Origin of the sequence: Hoeflea prorocentri (assembly GCF_027944115.1) — a bacterium.
In the GTDB taxonomy this organism is placed as follows: domain Bacteria; phylum Pseudomonadota; class Alphaproteobacteria; order Rhizobiales; family Rhizobiaceae; genus Hoeflea_A; species Hoeflea_A prorocentri.
This window is the reverse complement of sequence record NZ_JAPJZI010000001.1, coordinates 4,274,269-4,298,503: the sequence shown is the minus strand read 5'-3', so window position 1 is coordinate 4,298,503 and position 24,235 is coordinate 4,274,269. Positions and strand designations below refer to the sequence as shown.

Annotated in this window: 19 protein-coding genes; 4 read left to right on the top strand and 15 right to left on the bottom strand. The window is 59.5% G+C overall.

Going from position 1 to position 24,235, the window contains the following annotated elements; translation table 11 throughout:
• Window positions 1-28: 28 nt before the first annotated feature.
• Window positions 29-2,464, bottom strand: a complete 2,436-nt coding sequence (gyrB, locus tag OQ273_RS20235) for a DNA topoisomerase (ATP-hydrolyzing) subunit B (RefSeq protein WP_267992733.1) — start codon at window positions 2,462-2,464, stop codon at window positions 29-31.
• Between the two features lie 215 nt (window positions 2,465-2,679).
• Here gyrB and OQ273_RS20230 point away from each other — a divergent pair, with 215 nt between their 5' ends.
• Window positions 2,680-4,074: a cytochrome P450 gene (locus OQ273_RS20230; RefSeq protein WP_267992732.1), complete on the top strand. Its 1,395-nt coding sequence runs from the start codon at window positions 2,680-2,682 to the stop codon at window positions 4,072-4,074.
• Between the two features lie 8 nt (window positions 4,075-4,082).
• Here OQ273_RS20230 and OQ273_RS20225 read toward each other — a convergent pair whose 3' ends face one another.
• The 11 genes from OQ273_RS20225 to OQ273_RS20175 all read right to left on the bottom strand — a co-directional run bounded on the left by OQ273_RS20225 (window position 4,083) and on the right by OQ273_RS20175 (window position 15,459).
• Window positions 4,083-4,259 (bottom strand): hypothetical protein, encoded by a 177-nt coding sequence (locus tag OQ273_RS20225; RefSeq protein ID WP_267992731.1) that lies wholly within the window; start codon window positions 4,257-4,259, stop codon window positions 4,083-4,085.
• A gap of 166 nt (window positions 4,260-4,425) precedes the next feature.
• Window positions 4,426-5,193 carry a sulfite exporter TauE/SafE family protein gene (locus OQ273_RS20220; RefSeq protein ID WP_267992730.1) on the bottom strand — a complete coding sequence of 256 codons (768 nt, stop codon included), beginning with the start codon at window positions 5,191-5,193 and terminating at the stop codon, window positions 4,426-4,428.
• A 12-nt stretch (window positions 5,194-5,205) separates the two neighbouring features.
• Window positions 5,206-6,183, bottom strand: coding sequence for a complex I NDUFA9 subunit family protein (locus OQ273_RS20215; RefSeq protein WP_267992729.1), 978 nt, complete (start codon window positions 6,181-6,183; stop codon window positions 5,206-5,208).
• Window positions 6,184-6,354: 171 nt separating this feature from the next.
• Window positions 6,355-6,648 carry a DUF1330 domain-containing protein gene (locus OQ273_RS20210; protein ID WP_267992728.1) on the bottom strand — a complete coding sequence of 98 codons (294 nt, stop codon included), beginning with the start codon at window positions 6,646-6,648 and terminating at the stop codon, window positions 6,355-6,357.
• Window positions 6,649-6,668: 20 nt separating this feature from the next.
• The gene (pyrF, locus tag OQ273_RS20205; protein WP_267992727.1) at window positions 6,669-7,379 is read right to left on the bottom strand and encodes an orotidine-5'-phosphate decarboxylase; all 711 of its coding nucleotides are present in this window, start codon (window positions 7,377-7,379) and stop codon (window positions 6,669-6,671) included.
• A 105-nt stretch (window positions 7,380-7,484) separates the two neighbouring features.
• The gene (locus tag OQ273_RS20200) at window positions 7,485-8,087 is read right to left on the bottom strand and encodes an NADPH-dependent FMN reductase (protein ID WP_267992726.1); all 603 of its coding nucleotides are present in this window, start codon (window positions 8,085-8,087) and stop codon (window positions 7,485-7,487) included.
• The gene (pmtA, locus tag OQ273_RS20195) at window positions 8,084-8,680 is read right to left on the bottom strand and encodes a phospholipid N-methyltransferase PmtA (protein ID WP_267992725.1); all 597 of its coding nucleotides are present in this window, start codon (window positions 8,678-8,680) and stop codon (window positions 8,084-8,086) included. Before pmtA ends, OQ273_RS20200 begins: the two co-directional genes overlap by 4 nt.
• Before the next feature lie 49 nt (window positions 8,681-8,729).
• Window positions 8,730-9,869 carry a molecular chaperone DnaJ gene (gene dnaJ / locus OQ273_RS20190; protein ID WP_267992724.1) on the bottom strand — a complete coding sequence of 380 codons (1,140 nt, stop codon included), beginning with the start codon at window positions 9,867-9,869 and terminating at the stop codon, window positions 8,730-8,732.
• A 185-nt stretch (window positions 9,870-10,054) separates the two neighbouring features.
• Window positions 10,055-11,977: a molecular chaperone DnaK gene (gene dnaK / locus OQ273_RS20185; RefSeq protein WP_267992723.1), complete on the bottom strand. Its 1,923-nt coding sequence runs from the start codon at window positions 11,975-11,977 to the stop codon at window positions 10,055-10,057.
• A 306-nt stretch (window positions 11,978-12,283) separates the two neighbouring features.
• On the bottom strand, window positions 12,284-12,865 hold the full coding sequence (locus OQ273_RS20180) for an acyloxyacyl hydrolase (RefSeq protein WP_267992722.1): 582 nt from the start codon (window positions 12,863-12,865) through the stop codon (window positions 12,284-12,286).
• Window positions 12,866-13,248: 383 nt separating this feature from the next.
• On the bottom strand, window positions 13,249-15,459 hold the full coding sequence (locus OQ273_RS20175) for a transglycosylase domain-containing protein (protein WP_267992721.1): 2,211 nt from the start codon (window positions 15,457-15,459) through the stop codon (window positions 13,249-13,251).
• A gap of 168 nt (window positions 15,460-15,627) precedes the next feature.
• Between OQ273_RS20175 and OQ273_RS20170 the strand changes: the two genes are divergently transcribed.
• On the top strand, window positions 15,628-16,728 hold the full coding sequence (locus OQ273_RS20170) for an acyltransferase family protein (RefSeq protein ID WP_267992720.1): 1,101 nt from the start codon (window positions 15,628-15,630) through the stop codon (window positions 16,726-16,728).
• 11 nt (window positions 16,729-16,739) lie between these two features.
• Here OQ273_RS20170 and OQ273_RS20165 read toward each other — a convergent pair whose 3' ends face one another.
• The 3 genes from OQ273_RS20165 to rocF all read right to left on the bottom strand — a co-directional run bounded on the left by OQ273_RS20165 (window position 16,740) and on the right by rocF (window position 20,504).
• Entirely contained in the window at window positions 16,740-18,128 is a 1,389-nt protein-coding gene (locus OQ273_RS20165) for a M20/M25/M40 family metallo-hydrolase (protein WP_267992719.1), read from the bottom strand.
• 366 nt (window positions 18,129-18,494) lie between these two features.
• Window positions 18,495-19,553, bottom strand: coding sequence for an ornithine cyclodeaminase (locus OQ273_RS20160; protein ID WP_267992718.1), 1,059 nt, complete (start codon window positions 19,551-19,553; stop codon window positions 18,495-18,497).
• Between the two features lie 21 nt (window positions 19,554-19,574).
• On the bottom strand, window positions 19,575-20,504 hold the full coding sequence (rocF, locus tag OQ273_RS20155) for an arginase (RefSeq protein WP_267992717.1): 930 nt from the start codon (window positions 20,502-20,504) through the stop codon (window positions 19,575-19,577).
• A gap of 115 nt (window positions 20,505-20,619) precedes the next feature.
• Between rocF and OQ273_RS20150 the strand changes: the two genes are divergently transcribed.
• Together OQ273_RS20150 and polA are read left to right on the top strand one after the other, a co-directional pair.
• Window positions 20,620-21,075, top strand: a complete 456-nt coding sequence (locus tag OQ273_RS20150; RefSeq protein WP_267992716.1) for an Lrp/AsnC family transcriptional regulator — start codon at window positions 20,620-20,622, stop codon at window positions 21,073-21,075.
• 52 nt (window positions 21,076-21,127) lie between these two features.
• Window positions 21,128-24,079, top strand: a complete 2,952-nt coding sequence (gene polA, locus OQ273_RS20145; RefSeq protein ID WP_267992715.1) for a DNA polymerase I — start codon at window positions 21,128-21,130, stop codon at window positions 24,077-24,079.
• Window positions 24,080-24,235 lie beyond the last annotated feature (156 nt).

The following is a 24,235-nucleotide window of genomic DNA, read 5'->3' as shown; positions in this document are numbered from 1 at the left end:
ATCATGCAACAGACCGGACGGAGCCGTGTCAGATATCCAGATTTGCAACGTTCAGCGCGTTTTCCTGGATAAAGTCGCGTCTCGGCTCAACTTCGTCACCCATCAGGCGGGCAAACAGGCCGTCGGCATCGGTCGCATCGTTGATTTTAACCTGCAGCAGCGTGCGCGCATTGGGATCGAGCGTCGTTTCCCAGAGCTGATCGGCATTCATCTCGCCGAGGCCCTTGTAGCGCTGCATGGTCAGGCCCTTGCGGCCGGTCGCGAAGATCGTGTCAAGCAAAGCGCTCGGCCCGGTAATCGCCGTAGCCTCTTCCTTGCGAATGAGCCTGGCGGGCCCGGAATAGACATCCTGCAAAATCTCGGTCATCTGATCGATCCGGCGCGCATCCGCCGAGGCAATCAGATTGGCGTCGATCAGGTGCGATTCCTTGACGCCGCGCACGGTCCGCTCAAGGCGCAGACCCCCGTCCTCGCCAATATGGCCGGCCCAGCCCTGTTCCGTTTCTTCCGAAATCATATCGAGGCGCTTCGCCGTCTCGTCGGCCTTTTGCTGCGCCAGAGCGCCGTCGTTCATCAGCTCAAGATTAAGCGCGCCGACAATTGCCGCCTGCTCGATGATCGTCCGGTCATAGCGCGAATGCAGACCCTCGATGAGTTGCCGCAGTTTCAGCGCATCGCCGATTACGCCGCGCAGATCCTCGCCCGTGCGCACCTCGCCATTGTCGAGCTCAAGCGCCGAGTCTTCCAGTCCGACGCCGATCAGATAGTCCTCGAACGCCTTTTCGTCTTTCAGATATTGCGAGGACTTGCCGCGCGTCACCTTGTAGAGCGGTGGCTGGGCGATATAGAGATGCCCGCGCTCCAGAAGGTCCGGCATCTGACGAAAGAAGAAGGTCAGAAGCAGGGTGCGGATATGGGCGCCGTCGACATCGGCGTCCGTCATGATAATGATCTTGTGATAGCGCAGCTTTTCCGCGTTGAATTCGTCCTTGCCGATGCCGGTGCCCAGCGCCGTGATCAAAGTACCGATTTCCTGACTGGACAGCATCTTGTCGAAGCGCGCGCGCTCGACATTCAGGATCTTGCCGCGCAGCGGCAGGATGGCCTGGTTCTCACGAGAGCGGCCCTGTTTGGCCGATCCGCCGGCTGAATCGCCCTCGACGAGGAAGATTTCGGATTTCGCCGGGTCGCGCTCCGAACAGTCTGCGAGCTTTCCGGGCAGCGAGGCGATATCCAGCGCACCCTTTCGGCGGGTCAGTTCGCGTGCCTTGCGGGCCGCTTCCCGCGCCGCGGCGGCTTCCACCACCTTGCCGACAAGGATTTTTGCCTCCTGCGGATGCTCTTCAAGCCACTGGTTCAGTGCCTCGTTGACGAGGCTTTCCACCACCGGCCGCACTTCCGAGGAGACGAGTTTGTCCTTCGTCTGCGAAGAGAACTTCGGATCAGGAACCTTGACCGACAGGACGGCCGTCAGGCCCTCGCGGCAATCATCGCCGGTCAGCGACACTTTTTCCTTTTTCGTCAGGCCGGATCTGTCGGCATAGGAAACGATCTGTCGCGTCAGCGCGCCACGGAAGCCGGCCATATGCGTGCCGCCGTCGCGCTGCGGGATATTGTTGGTAAAGCACAAGACGTTCTCGTGGTAGCTGTCGTTCCACCACATGGCGACCTCGACCGTGATGCCGTCCTTTTCGCCGTCAATGGCGATGGGCTCCTCGACCAGAGGCTTCTTGTTCCTGTCGAGATACTTGACGAAGGCCTGGATGCCGCCGTCATAGACCATCTCGTCACGGCGCACATCCGAACGCCGGTTGTCGGTCAGCGTGATGCGTACGCCCGAGTTCAGGAACGCCAGCTCGCGTAGCCTGTGTTCCAGCGTGCCGTAATCGAAATCCGTCATGGTGAAGGTTTCGGTCGACGGCAGGAAGCTGACTTCCGTGCCGGTCTCGTCCCCGGCATCTCCGGTCACCGTCAGCGGACCGTCGGCAACCCCATGGGTGAAGCTCATTTCGTGAACTTTGCCCTTGCGGCGGATCTTCAGCTTCAACGAGACCGACAAGGCATTGACGACGGAAACGCCCACGCCGTGCAGGCCGCCCGACACCTTGTAGGAATTCTGGTCGAACTTTCCCCCGGCGTGAAGCTGGGTCATGATCACTTCGGCAGCCGACACGCCCTCTTCCGGGTGCATATCGGTGGGAATGCCGCGGCCATTGTCGGTGACCGTGCATGAGCCGTCGGCATTGAGAGTCACGGTCACGTCGGTCGCATGACCTGCCAGCGCCTCGTCGATGGCATTGTCGACCACCTCATAGACCATGTGATGAAGACCCGACCCGTCATCCGTGTCGCCGATATACATGCCCGGACGTTTGCGCACCGCATCAAGGCCTTTGAGGACCTTGATCGAATCGGCGTCATATTCCGGATTCGCCGAATTTTCGTTTTCGGGCATATCGCTCATAAAAATGATCTTTCCTGGGTAGGGTATGGCCGGTGATGTGGTGCCGCGAATCACCAGCTGTTTTGATGTAATATAATGAATTCAAGCGTAAAATCCAAATCCAAGCTACAGGCTCAAGGGGCTGCCGCACAAGCGTTTTTAGCTTATTTCGCCGATGATTCGTTGGGTCGACGCAACAGCCGTCCTATATTGTGCACGGGAGCCTTGAAAATATCATGGATGCAACCGTTCAACCCTTCGTTCCGCCGGCCCCTGCGCCGCGCACATCGCCGCCCGGCTGGCTCGAGGTCATTCGCATAATATACCGCAATCCCATCGAGTTGTGGGGTGAGCCTTCCTATACGAAGCCATGGATTTCTGCGGCGTTTTTCAACGAGCGGATGGTGCTCGCCAACGATCCTGATTTTATCAGACACATTCTGGTCGACAATGCCCGCAACTACAAGATGGCACGGGTCAGACAACTTGTCCTGCGCCCGATCCTGCGGGACGGTCTGTTGACCGCGGAGGGCGAGGTCTGGAAGCGTTCGCGCAAGGCTGTCGCGCCAGTGTTCACACCGCGTCATGCGCAGGGTTTCGCCGATATCATGCTGCAGCGCTCGCAGCAGTTCTGCGATCGTTTCGACGGCGACGGCAGCGTTCACGAGATCGCCCACGCGATGACCGATCTGACCTACGAGATCCTGTCGGCAACGCTGTTTTCCGACCAGATATCGACGCCGGAAGGAGATTTTGGCTACCGGGTGGAAAGACTGCTGGAAACAATGGGCCGGGTCGACCCGCTCGATCTCTTAAAGGCGCCGGAATGGATCCCCCGCCTGACGCGTCTTCGCGGGCGAAAGGTGCTCGCTTTCTTCCGCCAGATCGTTTCCGACACGATGCATGCGCGCATGGAACTGATGCAGCGCGATCCGGACAACGCACCGCAGGATTTCCTTACGCTGCTCCTGCAGCAGCATAAGCCTGACGGGCTGACGCTCGGCGAAATCGAGGACAATATCATCACCTTTATCGGCGCGGGACATGAGACAACCGCCCGCGCCCTTGGCTGGACGCTCTATTGTCTCGCCAAGGCGCCGCACGAGCGCGACCTGGTCGAGGCCGAGGTCGACAGGGTTGTCGCCGAGGAGCCCAACCCCGTTCACTGGCTGGAGAAGATGCCGTACACCCGTGCCGCCTTCGAGGAGGCGATGCGGCTTTATCCGCCGGCGCCGTCGATCAACCGGGCCGCGATCGAAGAGGACCGCTTCAGGGATGCGGTCATCGAGCCGGGCACCACGGTTCTTGTCATGCCCTGGATCCTGCATCGTCACCGTATGCTTTGGGATCATCCGGACGCCTTCATGCCCTCAAGGTTCCTGCCGGAAAACCGGGATTCAATCGGCCGTTTTCAATACCTGCCTTTCGGTGTCGGACCGCGCATATGTATTGGCGCGACCTTCGCCCTTCAGGAGGCCGTGATTGCGCTCGGTGTATTGATGAGCCGATACAGGTTCGACTGCACCCCAAAGACGAATCCCTGGCCCGTGCAGAAGCTGACGGTGCAGCCGGAGGGCGGATTGCCAATGCGGGTCACGCTACGGTCAGCGAAACCCGAAATCGCGGCCTGAACTGTCGATTATTGGTTTGTTGCGGTGGAAACGGCTGCGCAGTTGTCGATGCCATAGGCAGCATTGCAGCCATTGTCACTGCTCATTCCAGCCTTCGGGGCCAGGAAAGCGGCGGCCAGGATAACGGCGCCAGCAATGATGAAGGATGAAAAGATGGCCCTGCCCATCATTTTTTGTTCTGTCATGAACCCGAAACCCGTCTTATCCCCAACAGCGGCTTTGACTTGTGTCCCCTTGCCGCAAACGGTAGCCTCGCCGAACGGCGAAGCTGAATGTATCAGCCAATTCCTAATGATTTACGACAGGATGTAAGCTCTGTCGCCATCCGGTTCAATAGTATTTCTTTAATAATCAGTAAACAATATTAACACCGCGCTGGATCATGCCGATGGAAAGAACGGTGAGCACGATTTTGAAGGCGAGCCGGAAGCCTTTCTCCGGCAGGGCGTGAAGCAGCCTCGATCCGGCGAGCGTGCCGATGAATCCGCTTGCGATCATCAGCCCAATCAGCGGCAACCATGGCGCAAAGGCAAAGCCGACGGCGGCGAAACCGACAATCTTGAAACCATGCTGAATGCTCATGAGAGCGGCGAGCGAACCGACGAGGGTCTGCCGATCGGCAAAGCTGCTCGATAGAAGCGCTGCGTTGATTGGCCCAGTGGCGCCGAAAAACATACCGAGAAATGTCGTCAGCGCGCCGATTGCCGCAAATCCGCGCATCTTGATCGCCGCCATGCGCCGGACCGGGATCCATGTCGATGCGATAATGAAAAGCCCGAGACCGACCAGAATAAACCCGCTGCTGATCCGAACGGCGATCACTGCGCCGACTGCGGCGCCGAAGACCGCACCCGCTGCGAAGGCAGCGATGCGAACCCGGTCGACATGCGCCCGCAATATAAAGGTTCGGCCCGCATTCGAGCCAAGCTGAACGGCTCCGTGCACGGGGATCAGCGCCGCTGCGGGAACCAGATAGGACATCAGAGCGATCATCGCGGCGCCTCCGCCAATGCCGACGGACGCGGTGATGAAGGATGTCACAAGGCTGGCGGCAATGAGCAGTGCTGCAAACTGGACCGGCAGACTTTCCGGCAGCAGCAGATGAAGCAGCGGCTCCAAACCGGCTCGCGGTCAGGCGATCAGGTCTTTGGTGAACTGGCCGGCGGGCCTGAAGCGCACCAGATAAGACGGCAGGATCGCCTCCAGCGTGGTGGCCTCAATGCCAAGACCAGAGAGGGTGCGCCCGTCCGCTTGCGCTTCGTCCGACACCACATTGTCCTTGCGCAGCAAAACAACCTGATCCTGTGTCAGTGCGGGTTCAATGAACGGGACGTTCTGCATGATCTTGCCGAGAATGCCGGCTGCCCAGAACGGTATGGGCATGAAAAACCGTCGCCGGCCGATGATTTGCAGCAGCAATTCCAGGCACTGTTTGAAACTGAGGACCTCGGGGCCGCCCAGTTCCCATGTCTTGCCGCTTTCAATCGTTCTGTCGACGCTTCTGGCCACCACTTCGGCAACATCCCCGACATAAACCGGCTGAAACCGGGTTTCGCCGCCGCCGACCAAGGGCAGTGCCGGGGAGAACCGGGCCATTTCACCGAATTTGTTGAAAAACCCGTCTTCCGGACCGAAGATAATCGAAGGCCGGATGATTGTGGCGTCCGGAACAATTTTCCGCACCGCCTCTTCCGCAAGACCCTTGCTGCTTGCATAGTCCGATTGTCCGGCGCTGTCGGCGCCAATCGCCGACATGTGGGTCAGGCCAATGCCCTCGGCGCGGCAGGCTTCGGCCACCGCCTGGGCACCGAAGTGCTGGACGCTGTCGAAATTGTTGCGGCCGCTCTCAAAGAGGATTCCGACGAGGTTGATCACATGGTCCGAACCCTTGACCGCGCGGTCGACGGAAGCGCGGTTGCGCAGATTGGCCTGGATCGCGACGATCTGGCCGACATTGCCGAGGGGCTGCAGGAAGCCCGCAAGGTCCGGCCTGCGCACCGCGACCCGCACATTATAGCCGCGTTTGGCAAGCGCGCTGACGACGTAGCGCCCCACAAAACCGGAGCCGCCAAATACCGTGATCAGTTTGGGTTCGTTGCTCAAAGTCATGCTTGCTTCCCGCAGTAAAAGCGTTGTCTGGCTGTTTCTTAGTCAATAGGGCGGTCGAGGTGAAGAGCCAATAGGCCGCAGGTCCTAATTATATAACCGATTTGCGGTGTTTCAGCACAGTTCATTACCAGCCTCCATGGACCTGATCAGACACCCCAGGCCGGTATCGGATCAGGGTTCATGACCTTCGACCAGCAGCATGGTTGCCTCCGCACATGTCTGGCGGATGGCCTTTGCGGCCTGATATTCCTCGGAGTTGTAACAGGCGCGTGCCTCTTCCATCGATGCGAACTCGATCACCACATTGCGTGCGCGCGGTTCGCCCTCAAGTACGTCGATCGCGCCACCGCGAGCCAGGAAGTTCGCTCCGTAGCGTTCAAATGCCGGCCGGGCGGTCGACACATAATCCTTGTAGCGTTCGGGGTCTTTCACATCGACGCTGGCGATCCAATAGGCTTTTGGCATGGTTTCCTCCTTTTTGTTCACTAGACCGCATTTTGTTCCAGAGCGCCATCCATCTCCGACAGAATGGCGCGCGCGGCGGCAAGCGGGTCGGGCGCGGCGACAATCGGGCGGGCAACCACCAGGTGGCTGGCGCCGCTGCGCAAGGCATCCGCCGGTGTGACCACGCGCTTCTGGTCGCCATGGTCGGCGCCCGCCGGCCGGATGCCGGGTGTCACGACGGCCATATCCGGTCCGACGGCCTCGCGTACGGTGGCGGCCTCGGCGGCCGAACAGACAATGCCGCCCATGCCGGCGTCAGCCGCCTGCCTGGCACGTTTCATCACCAGCGTTTTCGGATCGTCGGCATAACCCGCTTCTCTCAGGTCGCCGTCGTCCATCGACGTCAGAACCGTCACTCCAAGCAGACAAAGATCAGAGCCGTGTGCTGCCGCTACAGCCGCGCGCATTGCCTTTGGATAGGCATGCAGCGTCAACATGGTGACTTTCATTTTGACAATGTTTTCAACGCCCTTGGCAACGGTATTGTCGATGTCAAGCAGCTTCATGTCCAAAAAGACGCGCTTGCCGTCGGCAATCAGCTCGCGGGCGAATTCCAGACCGCCGGCGAAAACCAGCTGATAACCGATCTTGTAGAAACCGACAGCATCGCCGAGCGTCGCCACTATGGCGGCGGCCTCATCGGTTGTCGGCACGTCCAGTCCGACGATCAGGCGCGATTTGGCATCCTGCATGACTTGGTTCTCCCCGTTTGTTCAGACGATATATGGCGGCATCGGTCTAGACCGTGACGCAGCCGGGGGCAAGGTGACGCGCCTGCGATACGGCAGCGACCTTGGTCAGACGGAAAGCGCGTGCCGTTTGCAGTGGTCGACCAGCGATTTGCAGGTTCTCCCCAGCAATGCCATGGTTCTCTCATCGGCAATGGTACCGTCCGCGCCAAGGGCATCCGAGGCGCCGCCGACGGCACATTGTTCGGTTATGACCTGGCAACCGACGGCCATCATGACCGCACGAAGCTGATAGAGACTGCGAATGCCGCCGAGCTTTCCGTTCGATGCCGCACCAAGAGCCACATAACGGCCCTGCCAGGGCTTGGCAGCCTGTCCGTCAATCTCGCGGATCAGGCTGATCCAGTCGACTGTGTTTTTGACAAGCGGCGGTATCGAGGCATTGTATTCCGGGCTGGCGATGAATACCCCGTCATGGGCCGCGACCACGCGCCCAAGATCCATCGCGGCGTCTGGAATACCCTCGTTATTTTTCAGGTCTTCATTGACCAGCGGCATGTCATAATCGGCAAGAGAAACACGTGTGACGGCGGCGCCGAGTTCGGTAAGGGCGTTCTGTGCCGAATCGGCAAGCCGCGCATTGATCGACGTCTTTTTGACCGAGCCGGCAAAAACAAGAATTCGCGGTCCGGCCGTTTGCCCGTCTGTCATGCTTCGCCTTTCCTGTAGAGCCACATCTGAGCCGGAGGGATGTTTCTGAACTCCCAGCCGAAACGTTTGATCGTATAGTGTCCGCGCCCATGGGGTATGGGAGGCAGCGGGCCGTAACAAAATTGCAGGAACGGCCGTCCGGAAGGGATGCGGTTGAGCGCGTCCTCGAGCAGCTTTACGCGGTCGGCAACCGGAAAATTAAGCAACGGCAAACCGGATATGACGCAGTCGAACCGCGTGGACTTCAAAGACCCCAGTGTTTCGTCGAGCCGGAATGCATCGCCATGGACCAGACCGATATCGGGCATCTCCTTTTTGAGATGTCGGCAGAACTCATCGGAAAATTCGACGGAAACAAGTTTTTCCGGCGCGATGCCGCGCCGCAGGATCGCTTTGGTGACCACGCCGGTTCCCGGTCCGAGTTCGAGAACGGGAAGACCCGATGCCGGATTGGCGACGCTGGCCATGCGCCGGGCCATGAAGACCGATGTCGGCACGATCGCACCCACGGTTTTCGGTTGGCTCATCAGGCCTTTGAAAAAACGAAGTTTTCTACCGAATTTGTCGACGTGTTGCTGCAGGTGCTGCCGCATCTGAATCAGAGCCCTCCTCTTTACCGACCTGCTGGCTGGTGCTCCTCGTCTATTCACTCAACGTGTCGAAAAAATGCCGCATCTTGGAGAAGAACCCGTGCGATTCCGGATTGTTGTCTTGCGATGACAACGCTTCGAACTCCTCAAGCAACTCCCGCTGTTTTTTGGTCAGCCGTTGCGGTGTTTCGATTGAGATCTGGATGTAAAGATCGCCGGAATGCGAGGAACGCAGGACAGGCATGCCCTTCGATTTCAAACGGAACTGACGTCCCGCCTGTGTTCCTTCCGGGACTTTCACGCGGGTCTTTGCACCATCGAGCGTGACCACGTCAAACTGGCCGCCAAGCGCTGCAGTGGTCATGGAAATGGGCACGATGCAGTAAAGGTCAGCGCCGTCACGTTGGAAGAACTCATGCGGCTTGACCGACAGGAAGATGTAAAGATCTCCTGAGGGGCCGCTGCGCAGGCCGGCTTCGCCCTCGCCGGCAAGGCGAATGCGTGTGCCGTCCTCGATACCGGCGGGAATATTCACGGACAGCGAGCGTTCCTCTGTAACCCGGCCCTGGCCGGAACATTTGGAACAAGGATCGGAAATCGTCTCGCCGCGGCCATGACAGCTCGGGCACGTCCGCTCGACCGAGAAGAAGCCCTGTGAGGCGCGCACCCGGCCCGAGCCATGGCAGGTGGTGCAATTGACCGGCTGGCTGCCGGGCTTGGCACCCGAGCCGGAACATTCCTCACACTGGATGGACGTCGGCACGCGTATTTGCGCGGTTTTACCGGCATAGGCCTCTTCGAGCGTGATCTCCATATTGTAGCGAAGATCAGCGCCGCGTTCGCGCCCGCCGGAATTGCGGCGGGATCGCCCGCCGCCCATCATCTCGCCGAATATGTCCTCGAAAATGTCGGAGAATCCGCCTGCGCCGCCGCCGAAACCACCGCCAAAGCCGCCCGGCCCGCCCTGTTCGAACGCCGCATGCCCGAACTGATCGTAGGCGGCCCGCTTTTGCGGGTCCTTCAGCGTTTCGTAGGCTTCGTTGATTTCCTTGAAGCGGCGTTCGGCGTCTGTGTCGTCCGGGTTCTTGTCCGGATGATATTTCATTGCCAGACGGCGGAAGGCACTTTTCAGGTCCTTTTCGCTGGCGCCTTTCGACACGCCCAGAGTTTCATAGAAATCAGCCTTGGCCATCAATATGCTCCGCGGAACGAAATACGCCTGTCACTATCCGGTTGTCCTGCGCAATGGCTCTGAAGATACGCCCGGCGGAATGATTGAATGGGTTTTTCAGGGTTGTCAAAAGCCGGTCTCCTGATACCCGACCGGGTCGCTCGGCCGGTGCGCCGTTTTGTAAAATTGCGCACCGGCCGGCCGGTTTAAGCCGACTTTTTCTCGTCGTCGTCGTTGATTTCTTCGAAATCGGCATCGACGACATCCTCACCGGATGCGGCAGCGTCGGCTGCAGCATCGGATTCGGCAGACTCAGCCTGTTGTGCTTCGTACATGGCCTGGCCGAGCTTCATCGACACTTCCGCAAGCGTCTGTGTCTTGGCCTTGATGTCCTCGGCGTCGGGCTCTTCAGCTTCCACGGCAGCTTTCAGGGCTGCAAGTGCGTCGCTGATGGCGTTGCGGTCTTCTTCGCCAACCTTGTCGCCATAATCGGCCAGCGACTTCTCGGTCGAATGAATGAGGCTTTCGGCCTGGTTCTTGGCTTCAACCGCATCGCGCCGCGCCTTGTCGGCCTCGGCATTGCTTTCGGCGTCCTTGATCATCTGATCGATATCGTCATCGGACAGGCCGCCCGATGCCTGAATGCGGATCTGATGTTCCTTGCCGGTTCCCTTGTCCTTTGCCGAAACGTTGACGATACCGTTGGCATCGATGTCGAAGGTGACCTCGATTTGCGGTACGCCGCGCGGCGCCGGAGGAATGCCGACCAGGTCGAACTGTCCGAGCATCTTGTTATCGGCCGCCATTTCACGCTCACCCTGTGCGACGCGGATGGTAACGGCGTTCTGATTGTCGTCGGCCGTAGAGAAGACCTGCGACTTCTTGGTCGGGATCGTCGTGTTCCGGTCGATCAGGCGGGTGAAGACACCACCCAGCGTTTCAATGCCCAGGGACAGCGGGGTAACGTCGAGCAGCAGAACGTCCTTGACGTCGCCCTGCAGAACCCCGGCCTGGATGGCGGCGCCCATGGCGACGACCTCATCCGGGTTCACGCCCTTGTGCGGCTCCTTGCCGAAGAACTTCTTGACGACTTCCTGGACCTTCGGCATGCGGGTCATGCCGCCGACAAGAACCACTTCGTCAATTTCACCCGGCTGGATACCGGCATCCTTGATGGCCGCCTTGCACGGCTCGACCGTGCGCTGGACCAGATCGTCGACGAGGCTTTCGAACTTGGCGCGCGAAAGCTTCATGGTCAGGTGCTTCGGTCCGCTCTGATCGGCGGTGATGAAGGGCAGATTGATTTCGGTCTGGGCCGAAGACGACAGTTCGATCTTGGCTTTTTCGGCAGCTTCCTTCAGGCGCTGCAGAGCCAGCTTGTCGTTCTTCAGGTCAATGCCCTGGTCCTTCTTGAATTCGGTGGCCAGATAATCGACCAGTCTCATGTCGAAGTCTTCACCACCAAGGAAGGTATCGCCATTGGTCGACTTGACCTCGAAGACACCGTCGCCGATCTCGAGAACCGAGATGTCGAACGTGCCGCCGCCAAGGTCGTAGACCGCGATGGTTTTGCCTTCTTTCTTGTCGAGACCGTAGGCAAGCGCGGCCGCCGTCGGCTCGTTGATGATGCGAAGAACTTCAAGGCCCGCAATCTTGCCGGCATCCTTCGTGGCCTGACGCTGTGCGTCATTGAAATAGGCGGGAACGGTGATCACGGCCTTTTCGACGGTTTCGCCGAGATAAGCTTCCGCCGTTTCCTTCATCTTCTGAAGGATCATCGCCGAAATCTGCGACGGTGAATAGGCAGTGCCGCCGGCTTCCACCCACGCGTCTCCATTGTCGGCCTTGACGATCTTGTAGGGAACGAGGCCTTTGTCCTTTTCGACCATCTTGTCGTCATAGCGGCGACCGATCAGTCGCTTGACGGCGAAAAGCGTGTCTTCGGGGTTGGTGACGGCCTGCCGCTTGGCGGGCTGGCCGGTCAGACGTTCTCCATCGTCACTGAACGCAACCATGGACGGCGTTGTGCGGGCGCCTTCCGCATTCTCTATGACCTTGGCGTCGCTCCCGTCCATGACGGCGACGCAGGAATTGGTCGTTCCCAGGTCGATACCAATAACTTTTGCCATTTTTACATTCTCCTTGAAGCGAACTGTCAGGACCCTTGGAGGCGTTCCATGTGACAGTCCCTAGCGGTATATCCCCCAGCGTCCGGCAGGACGCCGTAGTTGAAGCGTATATAAGAAAGCCGTTATGGGACTGCAAGGCAGGATTCGGATTCGACCTTCGCTCTTTGCGTGACCGCCGATAGCATTGCTGACACGGGTCTGAAAACCCCTGAATTGCGGCTTAAGGCGTTTTTTAAGCGGTGTGCAATCCTTGGCTGAAGCCGGCGGCGGAAATCAATCCTGGGGAGTGCCCGGTTCAACAGGCGTTCAGAAACGGTATCCCATGCGCCCGCCGACCGCCTCGAGACCGACGTTGAAATCGGCAAGGCTGGCATTCGAGAAGTGGTTGTAGAAGACTTCGATCATCAGTTCGGGCGTAATATCGATCCCCACACTGGCCTGAAGGTGAAAGAGCCAGTTCGAGCCGAGATCCTTGGTTGCACCGGTCGTCGTGTCGGTTGTTACACGTGAATCGGCCCATGCCCCACCGCCGCTCAGTCCGACATAGAGCCAGGGCATAACATGCGCCTGCCAGTTCAGGCCGGTATAGACAACGTTGATCGGATTGTCGCTTATGGCGATGTCGGTGCCGACATACGGACGCGGCGAGCCGATTGCATCGAGAAAATAGGGCGATGGCGCAAGTATCTCGCCATTGATCACCGTACCGTCAAAATCGTTCGGAGAGGCAGGTCCTGTATCAAAGGCCCCGGCGCCGAAGCGTGCTTCCCAGGTCTTGGCGTATTTGCCAATTTCAATCCGGTTAAAATCACCGTCGGACGCATGCGCAACTGTGCCCCAACACAGTTGCGCCATGCCCAACGCGGCGATCCCAAGAAGAAATCGCATTCTAAAAAGGTCCCCCGCCACGTCATTTAAGAAAACGTAGTCGAATAAAAAGCAACAAACCGCGCCCCAGTTATTTTTGCAATACTGCAAATCGTGACGCATGTGTTAACAAATCTACTGTTGCTCTTTTGCATCAGTTCCCGTTCCGGCTGCCGGTTGAACAAAGGAGCGGGCGTCAACGAAATAGATTGAGGTCTACTGGTTTCACCAAAGCCCCATTGCTATTTCGTGCTTGACCGGCTGCTGGCGCTTGGAGCGCGTACCGATGTCGCGCTCGATCTGGGGCTGGTTCAGCCCGGCTTTCCGAGCGATGCAGCCGTTTTCGGGCAGGACCGGTTTGATCAGCTCCTGTTGCGCGTGGGAGCGGGCTGCCGCTTTTCCGGTCAGCGTCCCAGTATGATGTCGAGCAGGCTTGTGGTTTCGTTGGGCTGGTGTCGCCCGACATCCGCCGGCGGTACAGGTCCGCGGGTCGAGCCGGTGGGTTCCGATGCGACGCGCTGTTGCCATTCGCCGGCCGGTTCGCTGTGGCTGGCGATTTCGCCCTCGGGTCTGCGGGCCGGGAGTTGCGACGGCCGTGTCACCGGCACCGCGATCCGGCTCGGATCGCTCGGCACGTCATACTGACCCGGCAGCCTCGCGCTTGAACGGCCGCTATGGGCGGCTTCCATGAAGCTCTGCCAGGCCACCGCCGGTATCGATCCGCCGGTGACGTTCTTTGTCGGCTTGCCGTCGTCGTTTCCGAACCAGACACCCGTCGTCAGGTTGGACGTGTAACCGACAAACAGGGCGTCGCGGAATGCCTGGCTGGTTCCGGTTTTGCCCGCTGCCTGATGGCCGCCGAGCTGGGCCCTTCGGCCGGTGCCTTCATTGACGGCCCGCACCAGCATGGAATTCATCATCGCGATGATGTCCGGCCGCAGAACCCGCGGCGGGTTGTCATAGGTGTTTTCGTAAAGCACCTTTCCGTCGGCGGTCCGCACCCGTCTGATGATATGTGGCGTAGCCTTGTAGCCGCCATTCATGAAAGGTGCGTAGGCGGCCGTCAGTTCTGTGAGCGTGACCTCCGATGTTCCAAGCGCAATAGACGCATTGGTCTGAAGCTTCGATTCGATACCGAGACGCCGCGCGGTCTTTGCAACACTGCCGGCACCGGCCTCCATGACCAATTGCGCGGCCACCGTGTTGAGAGACTTGGACAACGCTTCCGACAGTGTGACCGGTCCACGGTACTTGTCATCGTAATTCGAGGGCGTCCACTTGCCGATCCTGATGGGCGCGTCGTTGCGCACCGAATCCGGCGTACGGCCCATCTCCAGCGCAGCCGCATAGACAAACGGTTTGAATGCCGATCCCGGTTGCCGCTTGGCCTTTGTTGCCCGGTCAAACTGGCTGACCGAGTAATCATAGCCGCCGACCAGCGCCCGGATCGCGCCGGATCCGTCGATCGATACGAGCGCGCCCTGCGAGACCTTCAGCTTTCGGCCGTTTCCGTCGATCGCCTCGCGGATGGCCTGTTCCGCCTGTTGCTGCAGCTTGAAATCGATGGTGGTGTCAACGATGAGATCGGTGGTGATCTTGCCTCCGATCACCTCCTCAAGCCGGTCCATGACGAGGTCCGCGCCGTAATTCTCCGCCCCGGTCCAGTAGCTCTTGGCGCGTGTCGGTGGCTGCGTCATTGCCGTGGTGATCTCACGGTCGGTCACAAAACCCTCTTCGCGCATCGCCTCAAGCACAATCTGGGCGCGGGCTTCCGCGCCGTCCGGATTGCGCGCCGGGGACAGCCGCGACGGTGCCTTGAGCAATCCGGCAAGAAGCGCCGCCTGGGCAAGGTTCACGTCGCGGGCCGGTTTTTTGAAATAGCGGCGCGAGGCCGCCTCGACGCCGTATGCGCCCGAGCCGAAATAGACCCGGTTCAGATACATCTCCAGTATCTGGTCCTTGGTGAACTTGTGCTCCAGCCAGGCCGCGAGCAGAACCTCCTGCACCTTGCGTTCAATGGTCCGGTCGGGCGAAAGGAACAGGTTCTTTGCAAGCTGTTGTGTCAGCGTCGATCCGCCCTGAACCATGCGGCCGGCCATGACATTGCTGACCATGGCGCGGGCAAGGCCTATGGGATCGACCCCGAAATGGGAGTAAAAGCGACGGTCCTCAATGGCCAGTACGGCCTGAGGAATATAAGGCGACATGCGCGACAGCGGCAGCGCTTCTCCGCCCGTCGCACCGCGATTGGCCATGGTGCGTCCGTCGGTTGAAACAATCCTGACATTCGGCGGTCTGTCGGGAACGGACCAGGTTGTCGCGCTCGGCATCTTGGCGCCGTAGAAAGCGACAACACCGCCGACGGCGATAGCCAGCCACAGGCCGATGACACAACACCAGTAGAAACTGCGCCGGACAAATCCGGAAAACCCGCGCCGCGCGGAGCCCGAACGCGATTTGCGCCGTCCGCCGGAGGTTTTGCCGCGTTTGCGTTTTGCTGTCCGGTTTCCGCCGGCAACGCGATCTTTGGCACTGGCGCGAAGGTCGCCTGAGCGCGCGCGGCGTTTGCCCATGGAGGGTTCGATACGGGTTTGCTTTTTGCGTTTTCCGGCCATGCGTTCCAGCGGGTTTTGTGACGGTGGGCGCTTGAACCTTAATTGCGGCAATTTAAGGGGGCGTTAATCGTTTTGTTAACGTTCGCAAATCGGGCCGCCGATTTTAACGGTTCTCTTCCTGCTCCCTGGTAAATTGACAGTCGCAATCTGTGCGGGATGGAACCTTCTATGGCCTATGTAGAAAAGCAGGATCGCGCCGCGACGCTGAGCGGCGCCAGGGATTATGTCCACATTGAATCAGGCCGGGTGGCCTGGGTCGACTATCTTAAGGGTTTCTGCATCCTTCTTGTTGTCATGCTGCACTCCGTTATCGGCGTGGAGAAGGCAGCCGGAGCGGATGGCTGGATGCATATATTCGTGGAAGTCAGCCAGCCCATGCGCATGCCGGCCTTTTTCCTGGCCTCGGGACTGTTCTTCATGCGCAGCGTGGACAATCCACTGCGCCAGTTCGTTGACGGTAAGATCGTGCATTTTGCCTATTTCTACGTCCTGTGGCTGACCATACAGTTCGCATTCAAGGCTCCGGGCATGGCGGCCGAGGGAGGCGCCGCGGCGCCGGTAGAGAATTATCTCCTGGCCTTCGTTCAGCCGTTCGGGACGCTCTGGTTCATCTATATATTGCCCGTGTTTTTCATTGCGACGCGGCTGCTGCGTCCGATCCCGGTCTCGCTGGTCCTGGGTCTAGCAATCCTCCTGCAGATTCTCCCCATCCATACCGGTGCGGTTCTGATTGACGAGTTCGCAAGCTATTTCGTCTGGTTCTTTGCCGGCTATGCATTTGCGCCGCTGGTGTTCGCGCTCGCCGATTATGCAAAACGCAACGTTGTGCCGGCGATTGCCGCCATGGTGGCGATCATTGCGGTGACGGCCCTGGCCACGGCAACCGCCGTGCCCGTTACCCTCGGCCCGGCCGGTCACGGAAAGGTGGCGATATCGATGTTGCCATTTGTCTCGCTCGTCCTTGGGATCGGCGGCGTGATCGTCCTCGTATCGGCAAGCGCGCTTTTGTCGTCGCATCGATGGGCCGGCTTTATCGGCTGGTGCGGGTCCCACTCGATCGTCATCTATCTCGCGTTTTTCCTGCCGATGGCTGTGACACGCGTCGTCCTGCTCAAGCTCGGGATCATCCCGGACGTGGGCACCATCTCGCTTCTGGTATGGATTGCTGCGATTGCCGGACCGCTCATCCTGTTCTGGCTGGTGGAAACGACCGGCTTCGGCCGTTTCCTGTTTGAGCGGCCGCAATGGGCGCGTGTCGGCAACGACTGATCTTCAGCTGTCTACTGCCCTGCCGCCAGCGCATCCATAATGCGGATCCAGGAACGAATGCCCTTGTGGAAGGAGCGCAGGTCGTATTTCTCGTTCGGTGAGTGGACGCGATCGTCGTCCAGTCCGAAACCGACGAGCAGCGAATTCATGCCGAGCATCGAACGGAAATCGCCGACGATCGGGATTGATCCGCCAATGCCGATAATCACCGCCGGCTTTTCCCATTCATCTTCCAGCGCCTTTTGAGCGTCCGCCAGCTCCGGAGCATCATAGGGTAGTTGTATCGCGCCGGAAGTTCCGTGCTGCGAAAACTCCGCCGAACAGTCGGCCGGAAGCCTTTCCTCGACGAAGGCCCGGAAGTTGCGTCGGATTGCGTGGGGATCCTGATCGCCTACCAGGCGGAACGATACCTTTGCCGATGCCTCCGCCGGAATGACCGTCTTGAAACCGTCACCGGTATAGCCGCCCGAAATGCCGTTGACCTCGGCAGTCGGGCGGGCCCAGCAGCGTTCAAGGATCGTGCGGCCCTTTTCTCCCGATGGAACAGAAAGGCCGATATCTTCCAGGAAGTCCTTTGGCGGACCGAGTTCTTCCCACATGGACTTGATGTTGTCGGGCGTCTCGTGCACGCCGTCATAGAAGTTCGGGATGGTCACGCGCCCGTCCGCATCGTGGATGTCGCCCAGGATGGATGTCAGGATATGGATGGGATTGGCGGCGTTTCCGCCATAGTGGCCCGAATGCAGGTCGCGGTTTGCGGCCTTGATCGTAACCTCTTCGCCGGTCAGTCCGCGAAGGCTCACCGATATGGCCGGCGTATCCGCGTCCCACATGCCCGTATCGCACACCATCGCAAGATCGGCCTTCAGCTCATCGGCATTGGCCTCAAGAAACGGCTTCAGCGAAGGCGAGCCGGATTCCTCTTCGCCCTCGAACAGGATCGTCACGGTCAAGGGCAGGGTGCCGTTTGTCTCCTTGTAGGCCCGGCATGCTTCGACAAATGTCATGAGCTGACCCTTGTCGTCCGCGGCGCCGCGGCCGGTGATGACCTTTCGGCCGGGCGTCAGTTCCTCAACGCCGGGAGAAAACGGGTCCTTGGTCCAAAGGTCGAGGGGATCGACCGGTTGAACGTCATAGTGGCCGTAAAACAGAACATGAGGTGCACCCTCCCGGCCGGCCTGATGCGCCACAACCATGGGATGCCCGGTTGTCTCGCGAACACCTGCTTCAAAACCGATATCCTCAAGCGTGCCGACAAGCCAGCCGGCGGCCTTGCGGCAATCGTCGGAAAAGGCGGGATCGGTCGAGATGGATTTGATTCGAATGAGGTCCGACAAGCGTTCGAGGCTGTTGTCGAGGTTCTTATCGGCTTGTGAAAGCGTTGCGGCGAGATCGGCCATGCCCGGCTCCTGACTAATGACTTGAAACAATGAAACTGGAGACGATCTAGACGGTTTCACCGGCAGATTAAAGCGCCGGATGCGGGAACATCGAAATAGACAAAAAAGTGCCACCGTGGCTGGAGGGGATAGTCACGGTGGCGTTGGGGATGTGAGCGGCGACCCGGAGAGGGGGGGATGAGGTCGCCGCTCGTGTCCGGCGTGGCGGGGGACATGCCTCTCGCCAGACATCGGCATTTTTGCTTGCCGGTGATTGTGATTTGGGCCGATGAATGTGGCAATTCAAGGACACAACCGGGAGATTGCGGGTCACGACTATGTTACAGTGGAAAAATCCCGGTGTAACAACCCAGAATTCCCGTCGCCTTAAGCTGCGGCAACGGGTCTGTGCGGTCCGCAAAGAGGGCCTTGCCCGTGTCTCAGCACACCAAACAGATCGCGTGGGTCCGGCAGATCGGCAACAAGATCAAGTTCCTCAAAAATTCCGTGGCTTAGCGCCTGATCCCGGACGAAATTGAGTGCTGAAAAGTCCTCGATTGCAAAGCCGACGGAATCAAAAAGCGTGATGTCTCGAGGAGACGATCGCCCGTCCTTCCGTCCCGCAATGACCTGCCACAACTCGGTTACCGGATAATTTTGCGGCAATTGCTGGATTTCACCCTCAATGCGTGTCTGTGCCGTAAATTCGACAAAGATTTTCGAGCGGTGAAGGATGTCTTTGTGCAATTCCGTCTTGCCGGGACAATCGCCGCCGACAGCATTTATGTGAAGACCCTCCCCAACCATATTGTCCGTCAGGATGGTTGCGCACTGTTTGTCCGCGGTCACGGTTGTGACTATATCGGCGCCGGCCACCGCGTCCTGGGCTGACGCGCAGATTGCGATATCGAGACCGTGTCGCGAAAGATTGGCCGCACATTTGCGGCTTGCGCTGCGATCGATGTCATAGAGCCGGACGGCCTCGATACCGGTCATCGCGGCAAAAGCGATCGCCTGGAACTCCGACTGCGCGCCATTGCCGATGATGGCCATTGTTCGCGACCCGCTGCGGGCAAGGTGCTTTGCGGCCATAGCCGATGTGGCGGCGGTCCTGAGGGCTGTGAGCAGCGTCATCTCGCTGACAAGAACGGGGTAGCCCGTCGAAACATCGGACAGGACACCGAAAGCGGTCACCGTCTGAAGGCCCTCCTTCATGTTTTTCGGATGCCCGTTCACATATTTGAAGCCGTATTGCTCGCCGTCGCTGGTGGGCATCAGCTCGATCACGCCGTCTTTCGAGTGACTGGCGATCCGCGGCGTCTTTTCAAACCGTTCCCAGCGGCGAAAATCATGTTCTATGGCATTGCCGAGTCCGGTGAGGAATTCTCTTGGTCCGGTCTTTCCAACGAGCCGGATCATTGCTTCAACACCGACAAAATGTACCATTTCAACGTCTCCCTGCGCTGGTTAGTAGGATCGGGTCGGGCGGTCCATCACCCGTTTTCCGAACAGGCTGGCGACAAGATCCACCATCAGTTTTGCTGTCCTTCCCCGCTCATCGAGGAATGGATTGAGCTCCACAACGTCGAGTGACGACACAAGTGCGCTGTCGTGCAGCATCTCCATGATGAGATGGGCTTCGCGAAACGTCGCGCCGCCCGGAACGGTCGTGCCGACGGCCGGCGCGATGGTCGGGTCGAGAAAGTCCACATCGAGGCTGACATGCAATGCGCCGTTCGCAGCCCGCACCCGCTCAAGAAACGCATCAAGAAGAACCGGCACCCCGTATTCGTCGATGGCGCGCATATCGTGCACTGTGACCCCGCAGCGTGTCAGGTTCTCCCGCTCCCGTTCGTCCACGGAGCGTATGCCGAACATGCAGACGTTGTGCGCGTCGACCGCAACCGGAAGAGCGGGAAAGACACCCTCGAAGCCCGGTTGGCCTGTCACGTAAGCGACGGGCGTGCCGTGCAGGTTCCCGCTGCGTGTGCTGTCGAGCGTGTGAAAGTCCGGATGGGCATCGAGCCAAAGAACGAATTGCGGCTGGCCCTTGCCCGCTGCATACCGGGTCACTGCCGGTATGCTGCCCATGGATATGGAATGATCGCCGCCAAGGAAAACCGGCAGGTTTCCCTCTGTCGCGGACCGGTAGCCGATATCGTCGAGCGACCGGCTCCAGCCGACGGTTTCGCGCAGATTGCGGATGGCGTCGTTGTCGTGTGAGACATCGTTGTCGGCGATGGATCCGGCATTGCCGTGATCCCTGACCTCATAGCCGAGGCTTCGCAGCGTGTCCGCCATCCCGGCGGTACGCAGCGCATCCGGACCCATGAGGCATCCGGGCTGGCTGGCCCCGGTTTCCACCGGCGCTCCGATCAGGGACAGGTTGGTGTTCATTCGGTCTCCAAATTCTGGCTGCTTCTATTATTGGGCCGGAGAGCGGCGGAAAAAACTTGGCAAACAAAGCAAATTGATTTGCCAACTGTCCGAAACGGCAGCTATGTTTATCGATATGGATAAAACAGATCAGAAGCTGATATCGGCCCTGCGTCATGATGGACGGGCCGCCATATCCGATCTGGCGGTGCAACTCGGAGTCTCCCGTGCGACGGTGCGCACCCGTCTTGAACGGTTGATGCAGTCGGGCGAGATCCTCGGTTTCAGCGTTATCTTGCGAAGCGATGCGTTCGAGCAGCCCGTGCGCGGCATCATGCTGCTGTCGATCGAGGGTCGCGGGACGGACCGGATCGTTTCCCAATTGCGCGGCATGCCGGAAATCACCGCGATCCACACCACCAACGGCAAATGGGATCTGGTGCTGGAGCTCGGCACCGATACGCTGTCCTCGCTCGATACGGTGCTGCACAAGATCCGGCTGGTTGACGGTATCCGCGCCAGCGAAACCAATCTTTATCTCGGAACCCGCCGCAGTGCCGAACTGCGTACCGACCAGGCAGCGTCTGTATGATTGCGCATCATCGCCATGGACGTCGCCCTGAGGCTGCGTTATCCCTGTCGCCATGAAAAAGGACGATCATCTCTTTCTCGTCGACGGCTCGGGCTACATCTTCCGCGCCTACCACGCTTTGCCGCCGCTCACGCGCAAGACGGACGGGCTGCCTGTTGGCGCCGTCTCCGGTTTCTGCAACATGGTGTGGAAGCTGTTATCGGAAGCCCGCGATACGTCGGTTGGTGTGACGCCGACCCATCTGGCGGTGATCTTCGATCACTCGTCACAGACCTTCCGCAAGGATCTCTATCCCGAATACAAGGCCAATCGGTCCGCGCCGCCGGAAGATCTCGTGCCGCAGTTCGGGCTCATTCGCGAGGCGACCCGGGCATTCAATCTGCCCTGCATCGAGATGGAAGGCTTTGAGGCCGACGACCTGATCGCCACCTATGCGCGGCAGGCGGAGGAAGCCGGTGCACACACGACGATCATCTCGTCCGACAAGGACCTGATGCAACTCGTGACCGATCATGTCGCCATGTACGACACCATGAAGGACCGCAGGATCGAAGCGGCCGAGGTGATCGAAAAATGGGGCGTGCCGCCGGAAAAGATGATCGATCTGCAATCGCTCACCGGCGATTCCACCGACAACATACCGGGCGTTCCGGGCATTGGCCCGAAAACCGCGGCGCAGCTTCTGGAGACCTTCGGCGATCTCGACACGCTTCTTCAGCGCGCCGGTGAGATCAAGCAGAACAAGCGCCGCGAAAACATCATCGAATTTGCCGATCAGGCCCGCCTGTCACGCGAGCTTGTCACCTTGCGCACCGACGCGCCGGTCACCGATACGCCTGGCGATTTCCTGCTTGAGGAGCAGGACGGACCGCGGCTGATCGCTTTTCTGAAGGCCATGGGTTTCAACACGCTGACACGGCGCGTTGCCGAGGCGACCGAGACTGACGCGGCGCAGATCGAGCCGGCCGAGGTCGCGGTTGAATGGGGCGCTGCGGCTCACGGCCCGGACCTTGATGCCGGTGACGCGTCCGACCCCTCATCCGCAACCGGGATCGCAGGTGCATCCGATGGTTGGACCCCTGGCGACTTTGCCGCTGCACGGACAAAAGCGGCTGCTGACGTCAAGATCGATCATTCCGGCTATGCCTGTATCCGCGACGCTGAAACGCTCGCCGCATTCATCGCAACGGCGCGTGAGACGGGCGTCGTCGCTTTCGATACCGAGACGACATCGCTTGACGCCATGCAGGCGGACCTCGTCGGCTTTTCACTGGCCTATCAGCCGCAGGACGCCCATTCCGGTGCCAGCGGACCGGTAAAGGCCTGTTATGTCCCACTGTCTCATAAGAGCGGTCAGGATGATCTGCTCGGTGGCGGTCTGGCCGAGGGCCAGATTCCCATTGATGCCGCCCTGTCTCATTTGAAGGATCTGCTTGAGGATCCGTCGGTTTTGAAGATCGCCCAGAACCTCAAATATGACTGGCTGATCATGAAGCGCTACGGCATCGAGGTGCGTGGTTACGACGACACGATGCTGATCTCCTATGCGCTTGATGCCGGGCGCGGTGGCCAGGGCATGGATGCGCTGTCGGACCGTTGGTTCGGGCATAAGCCGATTGCCTACAAGGAGGTTGCCGGCAGCGGCAAATCGGCCGTCACCTTCGATTATGTCGACATCGACAAGGCCACGGCCTACGCCGCCGAAGATGCGGATGTGACCTTGCGCCTTTGGCAGGTTCTCAAGCCCCGCCTTGCCGCCGAAGGCGTTGCCTCGGTCTATGAGCGTCTTGAGCGGCCGATGGTGCCGGTTCTCGCCCGGATGGAATCGCGCGGCATCCGCGTTGACCGGCAGATCCTGTCGCGGCTTTCAGGCGATTTTGCACAAGGGGCGGCGGCGCTCGAAGAAGAGATTCAGGAACTGGCGGGTGAGAAATTCAATATCGGCTCGCCAAAGCAGCTTGGAGAGATCCTGTTCGGCAAGCTCGGCCTGCCCGGCGGATCGAAAACCAAGACCGGCCAGTGGTCGACATCCGCACAGGTGCTGGAGGATCTGGCGGCGGAAGGCCACGAGCTTCCCCGCAAGATTGTCGACTGGCGCCAGCTGACCAAGCTGAAATCCACCTACACCGATGCGCTGCCCGATTTCATCAATCCCGAGACGAAACGCGTCCACACCTCTTATGCGTTGGCCGCGACCACAACCGGGCGGCTGTCGTCCTCCGATCCCAACCTGCAGAACATTCCGGTGCGGACCGCCGAGGGCCGGAAAATCCGGACGGCATTCGTGTGCGAGCCGGGCTGCAAACTGGTTTCGGCCGATTATTCCCAGATCGAGCTGCGGGTGCTGGCCCATGTTGCTGATATCGACGCGCTCAAGCAGGCCTTTGCCGACGGGATGGATATCCACGCGATGACCGCCTCGGAAATGTTCGGCGTGCCGGTCAAGGACATGCCGGCCGAAGTTCGACGGCGCGCCAAGGCGATCAATTTCGGTATTATCTACGGCATATCCGCCTTCGGCCTTGCCAATCAGCTTGGTATCGAGCGCTCCGAGGCAAGTGACTATATCAAAACCTATTTCCAGCGCTTCCCGGGCATTAAGGATTATATGGACAACACCAAGGCCTATGCCCGCGAGCATGGTTATGTGGAGACGATCTTTGGACGCAAGGCGCACTATCCGGATATCGCCACCAGCAATCCGCACATGCGGGCCTTCAATGAGCGGGCCGCGATCAACGCGCCGATCCAGGGCTCGGCCGCAGACATCATCCGCCGTGCCATGGTGCGGATGGATGCAGCGCTCGAGGATGCGGGACTGACTGCCCGTATGTTGCTGCAGGTTCATGACGAGTTGATCTTCGAGGTGCCTGAGCCGGAGGTTGACAAGACGATCGGTATTGTCACCGACGTGATGGAGAGCGCCTCCATGCCGGCCGTTTCCATGAAGGTGCCGTTGAAGGTGGACGCCCGCGCCGCCGATAATTGGGATGAGGCACACTAGCCGCGCTCTGTGCACATGGCGACGACATCAAAGAAAGAAGGCCCTCCCTAAGAGAGAGGACCTTCCATCGCGCCTAAAAATAATTTGGTGAAATATACACGCCTGGCGCTGCTGAAATTCTGCTCGTCAAACGAGTCGCCGCCCCTCAGTCAATCC

Excerpts from the sequence above, each read along its gene's own strand:
- rocF (WP_267992717.1), bottom strand. The coding sequence starts at position 20,504 with ATGAACACCAACCTGTCCCTGATCGGAGCGCCGGTGGAAACCGGGGCC.
- OQ273_RS20215 (WP_267992729.1), bottom strand. The coding sequence starts at position 6,183 with ATGACTTTGAGCAACGAACCCAAACTGATCACGGTATTTGGCGGCTCC.
- polA (WP_267992715.1), top strand. The coding sequence starts at position 21,128 with ATGAAAAAGGACGATCATCTCTTTCTCGTCGACGGCTCGGGCTACATC.
- pyrF (WP_267992727.1), bottom strand. The coding sequence starts at position 7,379 with ATGCAGGATGCCAAATCGCGCCTGATCGTCGGACTGGACGTGCCGACA.
- pmtA (WP_267992725.1), bottom strand. The coding sequence starts at position 8,680 with ATGCGGCAGCACCTGCAGCAACACGTCGACAAATTCGGTAGAAAACTT.
- OQ273_RS20180 (WP_267992722.1), bottom strand. The coding sequence starts at position 12,865 with ATGCGATTTCTTCTTGGGATCGCCGCGTTGGGCATGGCGCAACTGTGT.
- OQ273_RS20160 (WP_267992718.1), bottom strand. The coding sequence starts at position 19,553 with ATGGTACATTTTGTCGGTGTTGAAGCAATGATCCGGCTCGTTGGAAAG.
- gyrB (WP_267992733.1), bottom strand. The coding sequence starts at position 2,464 with ATGAGCGATATGCCCGAAAACGAAAATTCGGCGAATCCGGAATATGAC.
- OQ273_RS20210 (WP_267992728.1), bottom strand. The coding sequence starts at position 6,648 with ATGCCAAAAGCCTATTGGATCGCCAGCGTCGATGTGAAAGACCCCGAA.
- OQ273_RS20230 (WP_267992732.1), top strand. The coding sequence starts at position 2,680 with ATGGATGCAACCGTTCAACCCTTCGTTCCGCCGGCCCCTGCGCCGCGC.
- OQ273_RS20150 (WP_267992716.1), top strand. The coding sequence starts at position 20,620 with ATGGATAAAACAGATCAGAAGCTGATATCGGCCCTGCGTCATGATGGA.
- dnaK (WP_267992723.1), bottom strand. The coding sequence starts at position 11,977 with ATGGCAAAAGTTATTGGTATCGACCTGGGAACGACCAATTCCTGCGTC.
- OQ273_RS20165 (WP_267992719.1), bottom strand. The coding sequence starts at position 18,128 with ATGGCCGATCTCGCCGCAACGCTTTCACAAGCCGATAAGAACCTCGAC.
- OQ273_RS20225 (WP_267992731.1), bottom strand. The coding sequence starts at position 4,259 with ATGACAGAACAAAAAATGATGGGCAGGGCCATCTTTTCATCCTTCATC.
- OQ273_RS20175 (WP_267992721.1), bottom strand. The coding sequence starts at position 15,459 with ATGGCCGGAAAACGCAAAAAGCAAACCCGTATCGAACCCTCCATGGGC.
- OQ273_RS20200 (WP_267992726.1), bottom strand. The coding sequence starts at position 8,087 with ATGACAGACGGGCAAACGGCCGGACCGCGAATTCTTGTTTTTGCCGGC.
- dnaJ (WP_267992724.1), bottom strand. The coding sequence starts at position 9,869 with ATGGCCAAGGCTGATTTCTATGAAACTCTGGGCGTGTCGAAAGGCGCC.
- OQ273_RS20170 (WP_267992720.1), top strand. The coding sequence starts at position 15,628 with ATGGCCTATGTAGAAAAGCAGGATCGCGCCGCGACGCTGAGCGGCGCC.